Source organism: Pantoea trifolii (assembly GCF_024506435.1).
Lineage (GTDB): Bacteria > Pseudomonadota > Gammaproteobacteria > Enterobacterales > Enterobacteriaceae > Pantoea > Pantoea trifolii.
The window spans coordinates 3,556,359-3,576,401 of the sequence record NZ_JANIET010000001.1 but is presented as its reverse complement, the minus strand read 5'-3'; the positions used below and the strand labels follow the sequence as shown (position 1 = coordinate 3,576,401).

Annotated in this window: 16 protein-coding genes; 7 read left to right on the top strand and 9 right to left on the bottom strand. The window is 51.6% G+C overall.

The window, feature by feature from the left end:
• Positions 1 to 16: 16 nt before the first annotated feature.
• A complete protein-coding gene (locus tag NQH49_RS16450; protein ID WP_256697462.1) occupies positions 17 to 1,492 on the bottom strand; it encodes a tetratricopeptide repeat-containing glycosyltransferase family protein in 1,476 nt (491 codons plus the stop codon).
• 92 nt (positions 1,493 to 1,584) lie between these two features.
• Here NQH49_RS16450 and NQH49_RS16445 point away from each other — a divergent pair, with 92 nt between their 5' ends.
• The 4 genes from NQH49_RS16445 (at position 1,585) to NQH49_RS16430 (ending at position 9,237) form a co-directional block, all read left to right on the top strand.
• Positions 1,585 to 2,484: a LysR substrate-binding domain-containing protein gene (locus NQH49_RS16445; protein WP_256697461.1), complete on the top strand. Its 900-nt coding sequence runs from the start codon at positions 1,585 to 1,587 to the stop codon at positions 2,482 to 2,484.
• Between the two features lie 266 nt (positions 2,485 to 2,750).
• Entirely contained in the window at positions 2,751 to 4,940 is a 2,190-nt protein-coding gene (locus NQH49_RS16440) for an Ig-like domain-containing protein (RefSeq protein WP_256697460.1), read from the top strand.
• A gap of 70 nt (positions 4,941 to 5,010) precedes the next feature.
• Positions 5,011 to 5,880: an OmpA family protein gene (locus tag NQH49_RS16435; protein ID WP_256697458.1), complete on the top strand. Its 870-nt coding sequence runs from the start codon at positions 5,011 to 5,013 to the stop codon at positions 5,878 to 5,880.
• A gap of 204 nt (positions 5,881 to 6,084) precedes the next feature.
• Positions 6,085 to 9,237 (top strand): Ig-like domain-containing protein, encoded by a 3,153-nt coding sequence (locus NQH49_RS16430; RefSeq protein ID WP_256697457.1) that lies wholly within the window; start codon positions 6,085 to 6,087, stop codon positions 9,235 to 9,237.
• Between the two features lie 85 nt (positions 9,238 to 9,322).
• On the opposite strand, the gene NQH49_RS16425 is transcribed toward NQH49_RS16430, so the two are convergent.
• Positions 9,323 to 9,631, bottom strand: coding sequence for a putative quinol monooxygenase (locus NQH49_RS16425; protein ID WP_256697456.1), 309 nt, complete (start codon positions 9,629 to 9,631; stop codon positions 9,323 to 9,325).
• Between the two features lie 31 nt (positions 9,632 to 9,662).
• The gene (locus NQH49_RS16420) at positions 9,663 to 10,241 is read right to left on the bottom strand and encodes an NAD(P)H-dependent oxidoreductase (RefSeq protein ID WP_256697455.1); all 579 of its coding nucleotides are present in this window, start codon (positions 10,239 to 10,241) and stop codon (positions 9,663 to 9,665) included.
• A 161-nt stretch (positions 10,242 to 10,402) separates the two neighbouring features.
• On the opposite strand from NQH49_RS16420, the gene NQH49_RS16415 reads away from it, so the two are divergent.
• Positions 10,403 to 11,164: a transporter substrate-binding domain-containing protein gene (locus tag NQH49_RS16415; protein WP_256697454.1), complete on the top strand. Its 762-nt coding sequence runs from the start codon at positions 10,403 to 10,405 to the stop codon at positions 11,162 to 11,164.
• Between the two features lie 60 nt (positions 11,165 to 11,224).
• On the opposite strand, the gene NQH49_RS16410 is transcribed toward NQH49_RS16415, so the two are convergent.
• From NQH49_RS16410 to NQH49_RS16385, 6 genes are all read right to left on the bottom strand, one after another.
• Entirely contained in the window at positions 11,225 to 12,088 is an 864-nt protein-coding gene (locus NQH49_RS16410; RefSeq protein ID WP_256697453.1) for a ketose-bisphosphate aldolase, read from the bottom strand.
• Positions 12,089 to 12,216: 128 nt separating this feature from the next.
• Positions 12,217 to 13,068 (bottom strand): class II fructose-bisphosphate aldolase, encoded by an 852-nt coding sequence (locus tag NQH49_RS16405; protein WP_256697452.1) that lies wholly within the window; start codon positions 13,066 to 13,068, stop codon positions 12,217 to 12,219.
• Between the two features lie 9 nt (positions 13,069 to 13,077).
• Positions 13,078 to 14,169, bottom strand: a complete 1,092-nt coding sequence (locus NQH49_RS16400) for a PTS fructose transporter subunit IIC (protein WP_256697451.1) — start codon at positions 14,167 to 14,169, stop codon at positions 13,078 to 13,080.
• A gap of 11 nt (positions 14,170 to 14,180) precedes the next feature.
• Positions 14,181 to 14,495, bottom strand: coding sequence for a PTS fructose transporter subunit IIB (locus NQH49_RS16395; RefSeq protein WP_256697450.1), 315 nt, complete (start codon positions 14,493 to 14,495; stop codon positions 14,181 to 14,183).
• Between the two features lie 24 nt (positions 14,496 to 14,519).
• Complete coding sequence (locus NQH49_RS16390) at positions 14,520 to 14,990, bottom strand: PTS sugar transporter subunit IIA (RefSeq protein WP_256697449.1); 471 nt, start codon at positions 14,988 to 14,990, stop codon at positions 14,520 to 14,522.
• 17 nt (positions 14,991 to 15,007) lie between these two features.
• Entirely contained in the window at positions 15,008 to 16,570 is a 1,563-nt protein-coding gene (locus tag NQH49_RS16385; RefSeq protein ID WP_256697447.1) for a BglG family transcription antiterminator, read from the bottom strand.
• A 407-nt stretch (positions 16,571 to 16,977) separates the two neighbouring features.
• On the opposite strand from NQH49_RS16385, the gene parC reads away from it, so the two are divergent.
• Both parC and NQH49_RS16375 read left to right on the top strand, forming a co-directional pair.
• A complete protein-coding gene (parC, locus tag NQH49_RS16380) occupies positions 16,978 to 19,248 on the top strand; it encodes a DNA topoisomerase IV subunit A (protein WP_256697446.1) in 2,271 nt (756 codons plus the stop codon).
• A gap of 41 nt (positions 19,249 to 19,289) precedes the next feature.
• Positions 19,290 to 20,027: a 1-acylglycerol-3-phosphate O-acyltransferase gene (locus NQH49_RS16375; protein WP_061720484.1), complete on the top strand. Its 738-nt coding sequence runs from the start codon at positions 19,290 to 19,292 to the stop codon at positions 20,025 to 20,027.
• Positions 20,028 to 20,043: the final 16 nt, after the last annotated feature.

Sequence of the window (20,043 nt, the reverse complement as noted above, 5' to 3'; positions counted from 1 at the left end):
CCTCGGCGTCCCTTTTTTATTGCTGCTGCAGCGCCTGCTTAATCCGCGCAACTACCGCGCTCCACTCTTCATCCTGCCCGCGCGCAAACAATCTCATTTGCGGATACCACGGCGAATCGTCGCGATTGGCTAACCAGCGCCAGTCGCGCGCCCAGGCAGGCAACATTACCCAGCAAGCTTTCCCCATCGCTCCCGCCAGATGAATCACTGAGGTATCGACGCCTATCACTAAATCTAATTGGGCGATAACGGCGGCAGTGTCCCGATAACTGCTAAACAGCGCACCAAGTGGCTGCACGTGCGGGAAATCAGTAATGTCCTCTTCACCTGCACCTTTTTGCAAACTAATCCAGTTGTTATCAGGCAGGTCAAACAAAGGCGCGAGTTGTGATAGATGTGCAAGCGATCGCTGACTATCATTCTTATGTCCGGTGGATCCTTTCCAAACGATACCAATTTTTTTCCCGCTCCCCAGAATCGGCCACTTTGCCTGCTGTTCTTTGGGGCTGAACAGATAGGGATGATGCGCGCCAAAGGGTTGTGTTGAGTTGAGGAAATGCTGCGGTAAATCCAGTAATGAGCACCAATAATCTGCCTGTGGCAACGCGTGCTGTGCTTCTTCACGCGTAAGATAATGATCGAGATGCGGCATCGAGAACATTAATGGTTTCAATGGCTTGCTTCCCAGCATGATCACGCTTTCTGCCTGCTTTTCAGTTTTCAGACGTGGGAGAAAGCGACTGAATTGTATCTCGTCGCCCATTCCTTGCTCAGTCCGCACCAACAGCGTTTTACCGCACAGATCTTCTCCTTTCCAGTAGCGCATTGGCAGTTTAGGCAAAGTAAAGAAGCGATCAGGATTGTCCGGCGCATAACGCGCCTGATAGTTTGACCAGCCCGCAGAAAAGTTGCCTTGCTGTAGTTGCACCATGCCGAGCGCATTGCGACAGCGTAGATCGCTGCGACGAACATGTAACACTTGTTGCATTTGGCTTTCAGCTTCTTGCAACTGGCCCATGTGTGCCAGCAATGTACTCATGCCATAGCGGGCTTCGGTATAATCGGCCTTGCTCAGCAAAGCTAATCGATACTGTTCTAAAGCAAGGTGGTAGTGACGCTGTTTATGCAGCAGAATGGCATAATTATTGTGACAGGCGGCGTAGCCCTCATGTGATTTCAGTGCAGCCTGATAACAGGCTTCGGCCTCGCTCCAGCGTCCGGCGTCATAATGGGTAAGGCCGAGACCGTTGAGTAATCCCGCATCTTGTGGCGCAAGCTTCAGCGCCCGCTGATAATAGCGCTGCGCCAAATCAAGATCGCCACTGCGCCGTGCAAGCCTCGCGGCTTCATGCAGAAACCAGCCATCGTAAGGGACAAGTGTCAGATGCGCGCGGATTTTACGCCAGGCTTCTTCCTGTCGGCCTTGCTGCAGTAACTGGGTTACCGCTTGCTTCTGGCGTAAACCGCTATCGGTCCGAGGTTTATGGCGCATTGTGATATCCTGCCGCTGATAAAGTGGCGTAATTTAAGTCGAAAGTGTCAGAAACCGCGCTAAGACAGGTCTTGTTCTCTGAGGATGGAAATTTGAAAATCACACTGGAAGAGTTGCGTGCCTGGGTTGCGGTGGTGGATACGGGATCAATCACGTCAGCTGCAGAGCAACTCGATCAAACCAGCTCTGGTGTGAGCCGTGCACTTAGCCGCCTGGAAAGCAAGCTGCAAACCACCTTAATGCATCGCACAACGCGTCGGCTGGCATTGACCGAAGAGGGGATGATTTTTCTCGATCACGCACGGCAGATTCTCGCTTCAGTCGAACAGGCCGAAGAACAAATCGCACAGCGCCGGGATATTCCTTCCGGACGCCTACGCGTCAATGCTAATACGCCATTTACCCTGCACGTTATTGTGCCGCTAGTGGCAGAGTTTCGTCAGCAGTATCCGCATATTCAACTGGAACTGAACACTGACGATATCGTTATCGACCTGCTGGAGCAGCAAACAGACATCGCCATTCGCATCGGCGAGTTACGTGATTCGACACTACGCGCGCGTGTTCTTGGAAGCAGCGCCATACGCTTATTGGCCAGCCCGGCTTATCTCGATAAATTCGGCACCCCTGAAAGCGTGGAAGCGCTGGCGAATCACCAACTGCTGGGGTTTAGTCAGCTCGATGCGCATAACGTCTGGCCGGTATGGCAGCGTGAGGGGGAGTTCCTGCGTATTAAACCCACGCTATCTGCCTCCAGCGGTGAAACGCTGCGTCAACTGGCGTTGGCCGGGCAAGGTATCGTGCGTTTATCCGATTTTGTCAGTCGGGATGATCGTGTTAACGGGCGTTTAATCCCGGTTTTAGAAACCGAGACCCGTGAACAACGTCTACCTGTCCACGCGGTCTATTATCGCAATCAATCCCTTACCTCACGCATTACCTGTTTTTTGGATTTTTTACGCAAAAAAATTCAGGAAAATCATCTGTTATAGTCCTATTTTAATTCAATTACTTCCCATCTCTTATCACATTATCAGCCATAAAAACTCACAATTTCAGTTGGTTAATTAACTAACTTACCTTTTGGTAATGTTGGGAAGTTTTTTATGCCCTAACGGGACATTTCTTATGTCTCGGAAATCTCTCTTTCCTGATTATGTCGCTCACTTTGAGCCCACACTGCTGGGCTAAGCCAGGGAGATTGCTGCTCTTGCTTGCAAATGCGCAATCAAAATCAAATGTTTTAAAGGGATTAATCATGAACGTTTCGCCCGTAAGTGTTGCGGTTATCGACAAAAAAACGATAACAAAAGCAGAAGTCATGCGTGCTGGCAAAGATGGAAAATCAGCAAAAATTCAAGCTATTACCAATGGCAAATATCTTCTTACGCAGGGTAATGACGGCGTTGCGCCAGAAAACATTACCGTTAAACGCGTAGGAAAAAACTTGTTAGTCATGCTGGAAGGTTCAGATAGCAATAACCCAGATTTGATCATCGAAGACTTCTTCGCCAAATCGGGTTCCCTCGTAGGGAAAGCAGAAGATGGCGAAATGCATGAATACGTTGCAACCGATGGACATGCTGACCACGAAGCTGCAGCCCTTGTCGATGGCGAAACCGCCGCGCTAGCTCTGAGCGAAGGCACTGTTGATACCGATTCTGGTTATGCGCTGGCCTCGGGCTTTGAATGGTCACCAGCGCTGATTGCTTTGGGTGGTTTGGCTGCTATTGCCGCCGCCGCAGGCCTTGGTTACGTAGCCGCGAAAGAACAGTATCAGGACAGCAACAATAGCGGTAAGAGTGGTAAAGGCGGAGACGGCGGTAAAGGTGGCGATGACGGCAAAGGTGGCGGTGACAACGGTGGCGGTAATGTAAGCGTTCCGGTGGTGAATGGCATATTCGACGATGTAGGTAGCATCACTGGGCTGATCGCTAAAGGTAGCCGAACTGATGACACCACGCCAACTCTGAATGGTACTGGTACCAAAGGAAACGTGATTGAAGTATGGGATGGCACCATCAAAATTGGTGAAACGACCGTTGGTGAAAATGGCACCTGGTCTTTCACACCAGGAAAAGCCTTGGGCGCAGGTAGCCACAGCATTACTACCCGTGAGCGCAATGAAAAAGGCGTAGTGGGCGAATCAAGTGAAGCATGGGGTTTTGTCATTGATCTGACTGCACCAGCAAAAGGTACCATTGGTGGCATGTTCGACGACAGTACGAATCCACCAAAAGAAATTACAAAAGATGGCGTGACCAAAGACAGTACGCCAAGTCTTTCAGGTAAAGCTGAAGCTGGCTCTACGGTTGAAATCTGGAAAAATGGTCAATTGCAGGGCACCGCGAAAACGGATAGTGAAGGTAATTGGAAATTCACCTGCCCAAAATTAGCCGACGGAAAACATGATTTCAGCATTGTGGTCGTTGATCAGGTAGGTAATAAATCTTTGCCGTCAGATGCCTGGATCGTTGAGATTGATACCATTGCGCCTGAAAATAAAGGTATTGGTGCAATTAAAGATAGCAATGAAAAACCGATTGAAAACAGTGATGAAACTGAAGACAGCACGCCGACGTTTTCTGGTGTGGGTGAGAAAGGTGATATCGTCAAAATAATCGACAACGGCAAAGTTATAGGAAGCACCGTTATTGATGACAAAGGCGAGTGGACCTTTACACCGGAAAAAGCTTTAGAAAACGGTAAACATGAATTCCAAATCATCGTTGTTGATCCCGCCGGTAATCAATCTCAGCTTTCTGAAAAAGTCGTCGTTGATATCAATGATCCAAATGCACCCATCGATCCCGTACCCGGTGATGAAGTTATTCCCGATCCAAATGTGCCAGTAACCGGTGTGATTGGTGATGTTTATCGCGATGAGAAGTTGGAAGGTGGTCAAAAATTCCATATCGGTAAGACACCTATTGCGAGCGGTGAAGCAGTAAATGATTCGACCATCTTTGTTGGTGGTACCGGAGTTGCCGGAGATATCGTTTATATTTGGATAAATGGGGCTGATAACCACTTTTATCTTTCTTCCACAGTCGATGCTAAAGGAAAGTGGAGCATCGCAACACCAGATCTTCCAGACGATAAATATAGCATTGAGGCTGCTTTCAAGGATGCAGAAGGTGTTGTAACGTCTAAAACGCCTGCATTTGAAGTTAAAATTGACACTATACCGCCAGGAGCTGTTGATCCAGGTGATCTTTTCCCTGATTCAATAGGTCATATTAATATTGCTGATCTACTTTCAGATCAACAAGACACACTGTTTGGCGAACCCCAGGAAGGAAATGTGCTGTCTCAACATCTTGATGAAAGTGCTTTAAATAACATTATGTCTGATTTTAATGTCAATCATTCCACCCTTAATGGAGTGGTTTCATTAGATGTCTCTTCAGTTGATAATCACCTGGAATTTCGTGACTTATCTGAATAATCACCACACTGCTAATTTTAATTTGGAATAAAAGAAAGTGCCATTTGGCACTTTCTTCCAGGGAGTTGTAATGAAGATTAAACGTATTGCTATTGTCGCTGTTCTTGCATCATTGTCCGTAACGACGGGAATTCAAGCGCAAACTGTTTTTGGGAAATCATGGCAATCAATGCCAGCAGCGGCGTCCGATCAAACCAAAGTTGTGTATTATCGCACTGCTGATAATAATAAAAAAGCTGCACATATCTATGTGGATGGTGAATTCCAAACCGCCCTTTTATCGGGAGGATACACGGTGTTTTGTCTTAAGCCAGGTATGCATTCATTAGGAAGCTACACCGATGATGCGCCACGCTATCGAGGTAAACAACAACAGCAGTGGCGGGATTCATTGGCTGCGGGAAAAACCTACTATGTCACTGCAAGTCTTGATGGCTCTGGCCGCCCACATGTTGTAGAAACCTCTGTGGCGCAGCAACAGTTGATGGGTGCCCGGCAGCAAGCGCATTTGCTTTCCCGTGCCTCGTCCGTTATCTCATGTAAGGTGGACGCCGCTCAATCTTACGATAATTACGAGTTTTCATCTGATCTGTTATTTAATTTCGCCAGTGCCAGCGGTAACGATATTTCTGCTCAAGGCCATAACGCTATTCAGCAATTCGCGCATCAAATGAAACGCAATGGTAAATTGAATCCGCATATTATCGTTACAGGTTTTACCGATCCTATTGGTGATAATGAGAGTAACCTAAAATTAGGCCAACGCCGCGCTGATACAATTAAGAAATTATTAGTCAATAATGGTTTAAGTAGTGACAATATTCAATCGCAAAGTATGGGTGAAAGCCAGGTTTCTAAACAGTGCTCTGGGTCATTAAAACAGCAGCGTTTGTGCTATGCAAGCGAGCGTCGAGTAATAATCAGTGTAGAGAATAAATAATTTATTCTTTCCTGTAATTATTACGCGGTCTAAAATTTATTGATTCGAACCATTTTTTAAACATTTGTATTCAATTAATTGTTATTTATTCCCAATTAATTGAGACATGTCCTGTGTTAGCTATTTCACTAACTGGCTCAGAATGTTTGAGTTCCGGGAGGGAACCGGAACCTTAAACCGAAATATCATAAAAGGAATGTTATCATGGCTAATAGCAGCATCAATGAAATTGCAGTGCAGAAAATAGAGACCATCAACAAAAAAGATTTTGGCTGGAAAGATATCACTGCTCCAAAAGGTGAAAATGGAAAAGCTGAAATTATCATCGACGGCGTTACGACTTATGTGAAAGTTGACGCAGAAGGTAAGTGGTCATTCACTCCTCCTGAGTGGGCTGAAGGCATGCATACCGTTCAAATCACCATTATTGATGAAGCAGGTAACCGTGGACCGGCAACTTCATCAATTGTTAATCTGGATACCAAACCGCCAGTAGCCCCCGAAATTTGGCGTGTAGCAGATAACACCGGCAGTGATAAAGGTAATTTGAATCCAGGCGATATTACTGATGAGGCTCAACCAGTACTTTCAGGTGTAGGAGAACCGGGTTCAACCGTTTATATCTACGATAATAACGGCACAACTCCAATTGCTTCCGCGAAAGTGAATGGCATGGGTGCATGGACCGTTACACCAGATCTGGCCGATGGCGACCACAGCCTGACCGCTACCGTAAAAGATGCGGGTAAACATGAAAGTCCCGCATCTGCAGCTTTTAATCTTAAAATTGAAGCGGGCATCGTGGTCATGGCCGAAAATTCAGCGTCAGAGGTTGAGCATCACATTGAGCCAGCAGCAACCACTAACGATTTCGGCACTTTCGCAAACGCGTTTGAAAGACACCAAAAGAGCAACGTGATCAGTATATCTCGTACCGCCGACCCTTATGACACGATTGAGATCACGATTAACAATACCGTAACCCTCATCGAAACAGGTGCAGATGGAAAATGGTCATTCAGCTCTGATGCACTGCCTGATGGCGTCTACTTCTTCCAGTATCGAGTGCGTGATGATGCAGGTAACTGGGGTCTTATACCAACTCAAATGATTTTCCACATTGAAGCTGAAAATCCTGAAGCACCACAAATTTTGCGCGTCATTGACGATGAAGGCCAAATTGACCATTTAACGTCAGGTCAATATACCGATGACAAAACGCCAACCTTGTCAGGCGTTGCTCAACCGGGATCGCTGGTATTCATCTATGGCGCCACTGCTACCCCAATTGGCAGTGTTACAGCAGGCAATGATGGCCGCTGGAGCTTTACCCCAACGCTGACTACTGATGATACTTATGTCTTCAGCGCGGCATACGAGGATAGCTATGGTCGTATGAGCCCGAAATCTGACAACTTCATCCTGAAGCTGGATGCAACGGCACCCAGCGCACCAGAGATTAGTGAAGCTTTTGATGATTTTGATAAAACCGCCATATTGCATTCGGGAGATAAAACCGATGACACCACGCCTAAGCTCTCTGGCGTAGCGGATGCCGGTTCCATTGTGCGTATTTGGGATGGTAATCAACTCATTGGTAGCACTGTTGCTAATAGTCGCGGTCAATGGAGCTATGAGGTGGATCAGGAACTGGCTGAAGGCTCACACTCCCTGCGTGTAGACTCGGTCTCAAAAGGGGGGAGTGCTTCTGCTAAATCCGATGAATTTATTCTGATCGTTGATACTTCATCTCCACCACCAGCGGAAATCAGTGAAATTGTTGCTAACAACGGGAGTACCGAGCGTCCTCTGGTTAGCGGAGATGCAACCAATGATGATACGCCTGTACTGCGCGGAACCGGTAAAGAAGGTGAGATTGTTCACGTTTATGACGGTGATGATGTTATTAATTCAACGGTGGTTAAAGCTGACGGCACATGGGAAATCGAACTGGATCCGCTGGATGAGAGTTCACATGAGCTGAAGATTAAAATCGAGGATCCTGCAACCGGAAAAGAGTCTGATTTCTCTACTCCAGTGATTATCGTGGTGGATCTCACGCCACCAAATAAACCGGGTGTACCTGAAATTATTGATAATACCGGTGGGGACAATGGCCCGGTGCAGCCAGGAACGCCAATTGACGAAACCAAGCCTGAATTCAAGGGGGGTGGCGCTAACCCGGGTGATACCGTTGAAGTCGTTATCATTGACGAAAATGGAGATGAGAAAGTCATTGGAACCGGCATCGTAGATGCAGGTGGCAACTGGACAGTGACACCAACGGATCCAATTGATGATGGTGAATATGAGGTAGTCGTTGATATCACCGATCCAGCAGGTAACACATCCGATCGTTCAGACCCCATTGATCTGATCATTGATACCCAAGTACCAGATGAAATTGTCAATTTTGAACTGTGGGATGATGTTGGCATCGAAACCGGTGTAATTCATGAAGGTGGTTTCACCGACGATAAATCCCCAACCGTGCGCGGTACTGGTGAAGAGGGTTCTAAAGTCATTATCTGGGATGGCAACACAGAAATTGGTTCTGCCGTGGTCACCAATGGCGAGTGGAGCTATGAGCTGCAAGATCTGACTGAAGGCGCGCATAACATCCGTGTTCAGCCTGTCAGCGCATCAGGCGTTCCTGGCCCAATTAACGCTGGTATCAACTTTGAGGTGGATGTGACTCCTCCTGGCGGTGGTAGCTTCCTGGACGGTACTTTCGTTGACAAAGATGGATTTACTAAACCGTTGGATTTAACACCCAGAAAAGACGGTACCTTAACACCGGTTAATGGCCAGGTGCTGACGCTGAACGGTAGCGGTGTAGAAGATGGCACCACTGTTGTACTTTATGGCGATGCTGCGCGCACTTTAGTACTCGGCAGCGCTGTAGTGACTAATGGCGAGTGGAAACTGGAGACCATTGAGCTTGAAGAACGCAGTTATGACTTCTCCTTCGGCTACCGCGATTTAGCCGGTAATGAAACTGCGGGTAGCGAAACGTTCACGCTGGTCATTGACGTTACGCCTCCTGGCGCTGTTGATCCGGGCGATCTGTTCCCGGATTCAGTGAATGACATTCTGATGACTATGTCTCTGAATGACATCCTGGGAATGAGCGATGATTCCCTGTTCATTGACAACGGTAAAACCCAGTTGATGATTGCTGACGCAGGTAAAGAAGTTGCTCTGGAAGACATCTTGCCGAAAGGTGAAGAAGTGAGTAACTGGAGCCAGGCAAATGGCACCGTAACCGTGGCAGGCGTTGAATATAACGTTTACCAGAACAACGCTGGCGATGCTGAAGTAATGGTTCCTCAGCACCTGATTCAAGAACAGCACTAATCCCTGATGAGCTGCTAAACAAAAGCCCCGGTCGCGAGATCGGGGCTTTTTTTATGCATGATGCTGAGCGACAAACTAAATCGACTTATTTAGCCGCTTCCAGCACCAGAATCTTCACATCCACTACGTCATCTTTAATCAGTGCGCGATGCGCATCCATATGTGGCATCTGCTGATGCTGCTCCAGATGGCGCAGCGATTCCCACAGTTCCAGCATGAAAATCGAATCGGGTGAATTCTGTTTCCACGGCACTTGTGCCTGATGATCCACTAATGCGTCATATTGATGGCAACCATCTTCTTTCAGCACGGTTGGAATCAGCTGATTAATCGCATCTAGCACCACCTGACGGCGGCCCGGTTTGACACAAATTTCTGCAACGACGGTTAACATAGCGCTTCCTTTTTTCCCTGGGTGCTTACAGTTAAGCAAAGATCTGGCTGAGATGAGTCCGATAACGTTCGATATCGCGCGGCACGTCCGGCATTTTAATCACATCGTTACAGATAAAGGTTGGCAAACCTTCCATACCGAGGAACTGGTTGGCTTTATGGAAGTGCAGATATAAGCCATCCACGCCCACGCCTTCGAAGAACTGCTCAGGATCGTTAAAGGCTTCCAGCGGCGCGTTCCAGGTCAATGACAACATGTATTTCTTGCCCTGAATCAGGCCGCCAGAACCGTACTTTTTACCGGCATCGCTACGCGTGCGGCCATCGCTGGCGTACAGTGAACCGTGACCTTCAGTGAAGACATCATCGATGTATTTTTTCACCGTCCACGGCTCGCCCATCCACCAACCCGGCATCTGATAAATCACCACATCGCTGTCGAGGTACTTCTGCACTTCTTCTGCCACGTTGTAATTGTTATCAGCGATAGTCACCTGTACCTGATGACCAAGGTCGCGCAGCTGGCTGGCTGCAACGTCAGTCAAAGTATGGTTCAGCTCGCCTTTCGAATGGGCGAAGGTTTTGCCGCCATCGATAATTAAAAAATTCATCTAATCCGCTCCGTTTCTGGTTGATGCCGCACACTCTACGCGCGCGCAGGAGCGAGAAAAATGCGTGATTGATCACAACACTTTTGCTAAGAAAGCAATAATGCGGATGATTATGAAACAATCCGCATGCAAACCAACATCAACTCATAAAAGAAGAAACCATGAAAACCGCGATACTGAGTGCATTACTTCTGGTGACTGGCGCTGCTCAGGCGCAATCCCACCTTGATGACATCCGCGCAAGCAAGACCTTAAAAGTTTGTACCACCGGCGATTACAAGCCTTATAGCTATTTGCGCAGCGATGGCCAATACGAAGGATTGGATATCAGCATGGCGCAATCGCTGGCGGCGAGCCTTGGCGCGAAAGTGCAGTGGGTGCCAACAACCTGGAAAACCCTGAGCGAGGATTTTGTCGCGAAGCAGTGTGATATCGCACTGGGCGGCGTATCGGTCACGCTTAAGCGTCAGCAGATTGCCTGGTTCGCCCAGCCGCTCGGCGTCGATGGCAAAATTCCGCTGGTACGCTGCGATGACAAAGCGAAATACCAGACGGTTGAGCAGATCAACAAGGCAAGCGTGAGGGTTATAGAACCAGCGGGCGGCACCAACGAAGCCTTCGTACACAGCCATTTACCACAGGCAACGCTGCAGCTGGCTGACAACGTGGGGATTTTCCAGCAGTTAGTCGATAACAAAGCGGATGTGATGATCACCGATGCGTCTGAAGCGCTGTTCCAGCAGCAGCATTATCCCACGCTGTGCGCCATCAATCCGGACAAACCGATGCAGTACGGCGAGAAGGCCTACATGATCCCGCGCGATGATATGAGCTGGAAGCTGTATGTCGATCAGTGGCTGCATCTCAGCACCGCCACCGGCGAATACGCCCAGATTACTCAGAAATGGTTAGGCGAGAAGTAGGGTCGCCATTTATGGCGACCTGTATACATGGTGCGCAAACTGCGCACCATGAAACTAAACTCAACGATACAAACTCGCCTTACCCAACCCGCCAAACAGATTCATCTTGTAGCGAATCACTGACTTCGCCGCCGCAATCGCATCCGGATAAATCACGTTCGGATCCCACCAGGTTTCGCGCGCCAGAATCTCACGCAGCTTGTCGAAATAGGCGAACTTCATGTCGCTGGAAATATTGATTTTGCCCACGCCCAGGGTCACCGCTTCCGCGATCTCAGCATCAGGATTGGCTGAACCGCCGTGCAGCACCAACGGAATGGGGGTGCGCTGTGAAATGTCTCTGAGAATATGCATCTGCAGCTCAGGCTTCATATTTTTCGGGTAGATGCCGTGCGCGGTGCCAATCGCCACCGCCAGCGTATCTACGCCGGTACGCTGCACAAAATCCTCTGCCTGCGCCGGTTCGGTGTAGATCACTTTACTCACACCGCCTTCCACTGAAGTGCCGGTATCGCCGATGGTGCCAAGTTCTCCTTCTACCGAAACGCCCACCGCGTGCGCCAGCTTTACCACTTCTTTGGTCAGCGCCACATTTTCTTCATAGGGCAGCAGCGAGCCATCGATCATCACCGAAGTAAAGCCGCACTGAATGGCGCGCAGCACCTGAGCAATGGACGCGCCGTGATCGAGGTGGATGGTGAACGGCACTTTGCTTTTCAGGGTGCGTTCGCGCACGTAGCCAAAGAACTCATCGGTGACAAATTCCAGTTCGCTCGGGTGAATGGAGATAATCGCCGGGGTGTTGGTCGCTTCGGCTTCCTCAACCACTGCACGGATAAAGCAACTGTCGGCCACGTTAAATGCGCCAATCGCGTAGCGGTGTTCACGAGTCGGTGCCAACATCTCTTTCATTGAAATCAACATGTTAATATTTCCTCAGCGTGATTTTTACTGGAGCCGACGCACGCGCCGACCCGATAGTGGATATGAATGTGAAATTTACAAAACGATGTAGGGTCGCCATTCATGGCGACCACCAGCTAACCCGATGGCTAACCCTTGCCCGCCGATCCCGACCAGCTCAGATACTCGACGACCACTTCACGGCAGGCTGATTCCATCAGCCTAAGCAAGTCGGCCAGTTCAACATGCGGATGCTGCTTCAAGGCCTGCACCACCGCCATTTTCCCGGCATCAAACACCGCCGCACCGACATTGATCTTGGCGACGCCAAACTCACTGACGCGGCGGATATCCTCGGTCGGCGTGCCCGATCCACCATGTAGCGCCAACGGTCGCGTGGATACCGCATGCAGCGCCTGCAGGCGCTGAAAATCGATTTTCGGCTTCACCCCAGCCGGATAAAGTCCGTGCGCGGTACCGACCGAGATCGCCAGCAGATCAATGTTGGTCTGTTCGATAAACGGCAGCACATCGGCCACCTGCGTCATCTTCACTGAAGCATCGGCCAGCTCGTAGGTTGGTGCATCGGCGATGTGCCCCAGCTCGCCTTCCACACATACACCAGCGGTATGCGCCATCTTCACTACGGCAGCGGTCTGGCGAATGTTCTCGGCGAGCGGCTCAGACGAGGCATCGATCATCAAGCCGGTAAAACCGGCGCGAAACGCCTGACCAATCAGCGGAAAGGCTTTGCCGTGATCGAGTGCCAGCGCCACCGGCACGCTGGCGGCATCGGCCAGCGCTCGCACTAACGGCACCGCGACAGCAGGGGGAAAGTGCGCGCTGTGTCCCTGATACACATTGAGGATTAGCGGGGCGCGCTGCTGTTCAGCGGCCTGAATGGCGGCGCGCGCGGTTTCCAGGTTGAAGCAGTTGATCGCCAGCACCGCATAACGCTGTTGGGCAGCGGCCTGAATCAGGTCGTTCATCATGGCAAACATGGTGGCTCCTTATTCCAGAGTGAATTTGATCTCTTCATCGCGAACGCCGGGGGCTTCCACGTCATCGAACTCTTCATCCGCCTGCGTAACCGGCTTTTTCAGTACCGACAGCATCACGCCGCACACCGTGGTGCCAATGCCGAGCGCTAAACAGAACAGCCAGGGTTTGGTGAACAGCGGCACCACAAACATGCCGCCGTGCGGCACCGGTGCGCCAACGCCCCACACCATAATCAGTCCACCGGCGATAGCGGAGGCCACCACGCAGCTGCCGACCACGCGGAACAGGTCGCGCGCCGCAATCGGAATCACCCCTTCGGTAATCATGCAGATGCCCATCGGGAAGGCGGCTTTCAGCGCCTCTTTTTCCGCTTTGGTGTATTTGTTGCGGCTCAGCAGATAAGAGAGCGTGATGCCGAACGGCGGAATCATCGAGCCGACAAATTTCACCGCTTCCGGCCCGTAAATGCCGTCAACCAGCATGCCGTCGGCGAACAGCGACATGGTTTTATTCACCGGACCGCCGAAATCGAAGGTGGCCATCGCGCCGAGAATCGCGCCCATCACAAACTTCGAGCCGCCCTGCATCGACTCCAGCAGGGCAATCAGCGCCTTCTGCAGCCAGACAATCGGCTGGCCGATAAAGGTCATCATTAGCAGCCCGGCGATGATGGTGCTCAGCACCGGCAGCACCATAATCGGCATTAAACCCTGCATCGATTTCGGTAACTTAATGGTGCGGCGCAGCAGCAGCACCGTATAACCGACCAGGAAGCCACCGAAGATGCCGCCGATAAAGCCGGTACCGATCTGCCCGCAGATAAACCCGACGATCAGGCCGGGCGCGAAGCCGGGACGATCGGCAATGGAGTAGGCGATCGCCGCGCTGATCAGCGGCACAATTAAGCCCATGCCCCAGCCGCCGATCTGGTTGAGCATCCAGGCGACAGTGCCGGTCTGTTTGCCGACATCCGGGCCGCCAATCACCTGGCCGAGCGCGATGCAGATCCCGGCGGCGACGATCAGCGGGATCATCCACGAGATCCCGGTGAGCAAGTGCCCTTTGATCTCCTGGCCGTACTGACGTTTATTGTCACTCATGATGGATCTCCTCAGGCGCGCGCCAGTGAATCCGCCACTTTTTCGAGGAATTTCACCGGTGATTTGATCACCACTTCGGTTTTCACTCGCACTATGGGTTTGCCCTGAAAGCGCTCCTCGCCTTTGATCTTCACGTCAACGGCGAGGATCACCACGTCAGCGGCGGCGATCTCTTCCTGCGTCAGCGCCGTTTCGGTGCCAATGGTGCCCTGGGTTTCAACGTGGATGGTGTGGCCCAGCGCGTGGGCCCCTTTAATCAGTTTTTCGCGCGCAATATAGGTATGCGCGATGCCTGCCGTGCAGGCCGCTACACAGACGATATTCATGTGTCACCTCAAAGAGTTAGGGTGTTAACAGAGGTCGGTTTCGGCGTACTGACTAAACAGCCGGATGATATTGCTGGCATCATTTTCGACCAGCAGTTGGGCTATCACCTCATCATCGGCCAGCGCACTGGCCACCTGCGACAACAGGCGAATATGGGTGGTGTTCTGATCTTCCAGTCGCACCGCGAACAGAATGATGCAGCGCACCTGGCTGCCATCGAGTGTTTCCCACGGAATGTCGTGTTGGGTGCGGCCGATGGCGAGCGTGGTTTGTTTCACCGCCGCAGATTTACCGTGCGGAATGGCGATGTGATTTTCGAAGCCGGTGGAACCCTCGGCTTCCCGCAGCCAGACGTCTTCGATAAAGGCGGCGCGGTCGCTGATGGCGCCGTCTTGGTAGAGCAAATCGGTCAGCTCATGAATCGCTTGCTCTTTGGTGGTGGCGGTCAGCGCCAGGTTAACGCGGCGTGGCGTCAGAATGCGCGAAATATCCATGATCAATCCTCATTCAATTAATGTTCAGCCAAAGCGCAGGAGGCGCCGTCGGGCAGTTGGCTGCCAATCATGGCGTCTGTCACCCGCCGAATATCGTCATCGTTAAAAAAGGCACTGACATACACCGCCGGAACCGATCCGGCATTGAGGTGAATGGTGGTGATCACCAAATCCACCGTTTCTCGCTGGCAAAACGCCGCGTGATTGCTGGCGGAAACCACGCCGACAATCGCCCAATCCGGGAAGGCGCGCAGAATGCGACTCTTTAGCAGATGCGAGGTCCCCACGCCGCTCGAGCACACCACCAGAATGCGTTTGTGGGCAATTTGTCGCTCCAGCGCCGCCTGGAAATGCACGCACAGATAACCTATTTCATCATCCGCCACCGATGAAAGTCCCTGACTGCGCGCGGTTAATTGCATCGCCTGTTGAGTTAAGGAAAATATTGCCTTCATCTCCTGCTGAATATCCTCCAGCAGCGGATTACGAATATGAATATGATATTTGAGTCGATTTAATAATGGCTTTATATGGACTAATAAGCCTTCAAATAATAATCGGTCCTGTGCTAAGTCCTGCTGAATAAATGAGGCGAAGCGATCGATTAATTCACAAGTTATTTTCACCGATTCAGCGGTGGAAAATTGATTATGCAGCGGTGCATTATCGCCACGCTCTTCCACCACAATGCCGGACGAAACAATATATTGATAAATAAAACCCACTTCATCGGCCGGCAATGCGCAGCACATGCGCTGTTCAATCTGCACCACCATCTGCTGGGCAATGTTCAGAATGCGCTGGTCGAGATCCTGCGCGCTGGTCAGCGTTTCCAGCGCCAGCGCGTTACCTTGCGCCATGCGATGCATCATGATCAGAATATGGGTACAGAGATTGAGGTACCACGCATCGCCGAGCGGATAACTCAGCTGCTGCTCCATTTGCTCCAGCAGCGCCTGCACAAAAGTCACATCCTCATCGCCAAAATAGTGCACCAGCGCCTGTTGGCTGCCTGGATCGAGCCGCGGTAGCAGCGGCGTGCCGGCGACGTTCTGCTGCATCACATCATTAATCAGCGATACCATCGCCTGGCGTAGCGTCTGCTCGTTGCCTTCAATATGCGTGCCGCCGGGGCCGCGCTGTAGCATTAATCCCAACGGCTGTAGCCACTCTTCAATCACCTTCAGATCATTCACGATCGACGCATGGCTGATGAAGTAGCGCTCCGACAATTTACTGATTGAGGTGGCGCGTGGCGCATCACTCAACAGCTGCGAAGCAATTTTCACCCGTCGGCTATTGTGGCTCAGCGCATCCGAACGGCTTTCGTCGCCGTTGAGCTGCTGCTCCAGTTGCAGACACTGCTGCAGATCGTCCACCCGCAGGCGCACGCCGCGTCCCGGCATTTTTTCCAGCTGTAGCGACCAGTCGCTCAGCCAGCTCTCCAGCCACTGTAAATCGCGCTGAATGGTTTTCTCCGACACGCCAAGCTGTAACGCTAATTCTTTTGTTGGCTGCGGCGCGGCATGATGCAGCAGCAATTTTACTAATCGGTGTTGTCGCGAAGTCAGTATTTGCATTCGTTCACCCTTATTTTGGCAAAACGTTTATGGCTAATTGATGTTTATATTTATCCCATGCCAGAAATCAGACGCGCAAAAATGTGGTGCTGGTGGAGTATGAATTTAGGAGAGTAATCAGTAGGCAACAATACTAAATGTTGTCCCGGCTTGCGGACACGATTAATACGCCAGGCGCATCGGGATATTAATTGCGACGTTACTCACAGATTATGGGCGATATTCACTGTGACAGGGCTCCCATTCCGTTTTAATTCTCTGACCAATATCACGCTATTTAATGCAAGACGATTCTGTTTGCTGAGCGGGCTTCTCTGTGACTAAACCGCACGAATAAGGTAATATCCTCGCCAAATGACCGCCGGATGTCCCGCCGTTGCGGGCCACGAAGTGAGGATGCGAGCTGAATGAGCGAATTGACGCAGGATGGTGCAGAGCGTCTTGCCCTGCACACGTTTACGGAAAACGCGTACCTGAACTACTCCATGTACGTGATCATGGACCGCGCGCTGCCGTACATCGGCGATGGCCTCAAGCCAGTGCAGCGCCGTATTGTGTATGCCATGTCGGAATTGGGCCTCAATTCCAATGCCAAATTCAAAAAATCGGCGCGTACCGTCGGTGACGTGTTGGGTAAATACCACCCGCACGGCGACAGCGCCTGTTATGAAGCAATGGTATTGATGGCGCAGCCGTTCTCTTACCGCTATCCGCTGGTGGATGGTCAGGGAAACTGGGGTGCGCCGGACGATCCGAAATCCTTCGCCGCGATGCGTTACACCGAATCGCGCCTGTCGAAATACGCTGAAATCCTGCTGGGTGAACTCGGCCAGGGCACGTCCGATTACATTCCGAACTTCGACGGCACCATGCAGGAGCCGAAGATGTTGCCGGCGCGTCTGCCCAACATTCTGCTGAACGGCACCACCGGCATTGCCGTGGGTATGGCGACGGACATTCCGCCGCATAACCTGCGCGAAGTAGCGGAAGCGGCGGTCAAGCTGATCGACAACCCGAACACCACGCTGCATGAGCTGCTGGATATTGTGCAAGGTCCGGATTACCCGACCGAAGCGGAAATCATCACGCCACGCAACGAAATCCGTAAGCTTTATGAAAGCGGACGGGGTTCGATTCGCCAGCGCGCGGTGTGGAAGAAAGAAGATGGCGATGTGGTCATCACCGCGCTGCCACATCAGGTGTCGGGCGCCCGCGTGCTGGAGCAGATCGCTAACCAGATGCGCAATAAAAAGCTGCCGATGGTGGAAGATCTGCGTGATGAGTCCAATCACGAAAACCCAACGCGTTTAGTGATTGTGCCGCGCTCCAATCGTGTGGATCTCGAGCAGGTGATGAATCACCTGTTTGCCACTACCGATCTGGAAAAAAGCTACCGCGTTAACCTGAACATGATCGGACTGGATAACCGTCCGGCGGTGAAGAACCTGCTGGAAATCTTGTCTGAATGGCTGGTGTATCGTCGCGATACCGTGACGCGCCGCCTCAACTATCGTTTAGATCGCGTGCTACGCCGCCTGCATATCCTTGAAGGTATGCTGGTGGCGTTCCTCAATATTGATGAAGTGATCCACATCATCCGTACCGAGGATGAGCCGAAGCCGGTGCTGATGTCGCGCTTTGATATCAGCGAAACCCAGGCCGAAGCGATTCTCGAACTCAAATTGCGTCATCTCGCCAAACTGGAAGAGATGAAGATTCGCGGTGAGCAAGCGGATCTGGAAAAAGAGCGCGATCAGCTGCAGGCGATTCTGGCGTCCGAACGCAAGATGAGCAATCTGCTGAAGAAAGAGCTACTGGCCGACAGCCAAACCTACGGCGACGATCGTCGTTCGCCGCTGCGCGAGCGTGAAGAAGCCAAAGCGCTGAGCGAAACCGAGCTGGTGAGCGCCGAGCCGGTGACCATCGTGCTGTCGCAAATGGGTTGGGTACGCAGCGCCAAAGGTCACGATATCGATCCAGCGGGCCTGAGTTACAAAGCGGGCGACAGCTATCTGGCCGCCGCACGCGGTAAGAGCAATCAGCCAGTCGCCTTTATCGACTCCACCGGACGCAGCTACACGCTGGATCCAACCTCATTGCCGTCCGCGCGCGGGCAGGGCGAACCGCTCACCGGCAAACTGACGCCACCACCGGGCGCGGTGATTGAGCAGGTGCTGATGGAACCCGATGATCAGAAGCTGTTGATGGCCTCTGATGCCGGTTATGGCTTTATCTGTACCTTTGCCGATCTGGTATCGCGCAACCGTGCCGGTAAAGCGCTGCTGACGCTGCCGGAAAACGCCAAAGTGATGACGCCAATGGCGGTGCATTCGGGCGATGATATGCTGCTGGCGATTACCCAGGCCGGACGCATGTTGATGTTCCCGGTTGGCGATCTGCCGCAGATGTCGAAAGGCAAAGGCAACAAGATCATCTCGATCCCTTCAGCGGAAGCCGCTGCGGGCACCGACAAACTACAATGGTTGCTGATTCTGCCGCCAGGCGCCTCGATCACCGTGTATGTCGGTAAACGTAAGCTGATCATGCGTGATGAAGATCTGCAGAAAGTGCGTGCCGAGCGCGGTCGTCGCGGCAGCGTGGCGCGTGGTCTGCAACGTATCGATAGCGTAGAAGTGAATGCACCAGCGCGTCCGAAAGCCGACGCGAGTGAAGAGTAACGCTGTTATTCAGGCGACGGAATGCCCAATTTGAGGAATCTATGTTACTAATTTTACGAGCAATTATTGTTATTGTTTATTCGATTCTGGTTTGTATCTTCGGCAGTATTTGGTGTCTGTTTTCACCGCGCAACCCGCGTCATGTTGCGACGTTCGGCCATATGCTTGGTCGCCTGTCGACGGTATTTGGTCTCAAGGTGGAACTGCGTAAACCGGCGGAAGCCGCGCATTACGGTAACGCGATCTATATCGCGAACCACCAGAACAACTACGACATGATCACGGCAGCCAAAATCGTGCAGCCGACCACCGTGACCGTGGGCAAGAAAAGCCTGCTGTGGATTCCGTTCTTTGGCCAGCTCTACTGGCTGACCGGTAACCTGCTGATTGACCGTGATAACCGCTCCAAAGCGCACGGCACCATCGGTGAGCTGGTGGATCAGTTCAACAAAAAGCGCATCTCGTTCTGGATGTTCCCTGAAGGGACGCGCAGCCGCGGACGTGGTCTGCTGCCGTTCAAAACCGGTGCGTTTCATGCGGCGGTCGCGGCTGGTGTGCCGATCATCCCGATCGTGGTGTCTAACACCCACGACAAGATCAAGCTGAACCGCTGGAACAACGGCTTGGTGATTGTTGAGATGTTGCCGCCGGTTGATACCTCGCAGTTTGCTACCACCTCGGTGCGCAAGCTCGCCACGCACTGCCGTGAATTAATGTCGACTAAACTGGAAGAATTGAACGCCGAAGTCGCCGAGCGCGAAAAAAGCGGTAAACTCTGACCAGCCAAAATGGGGC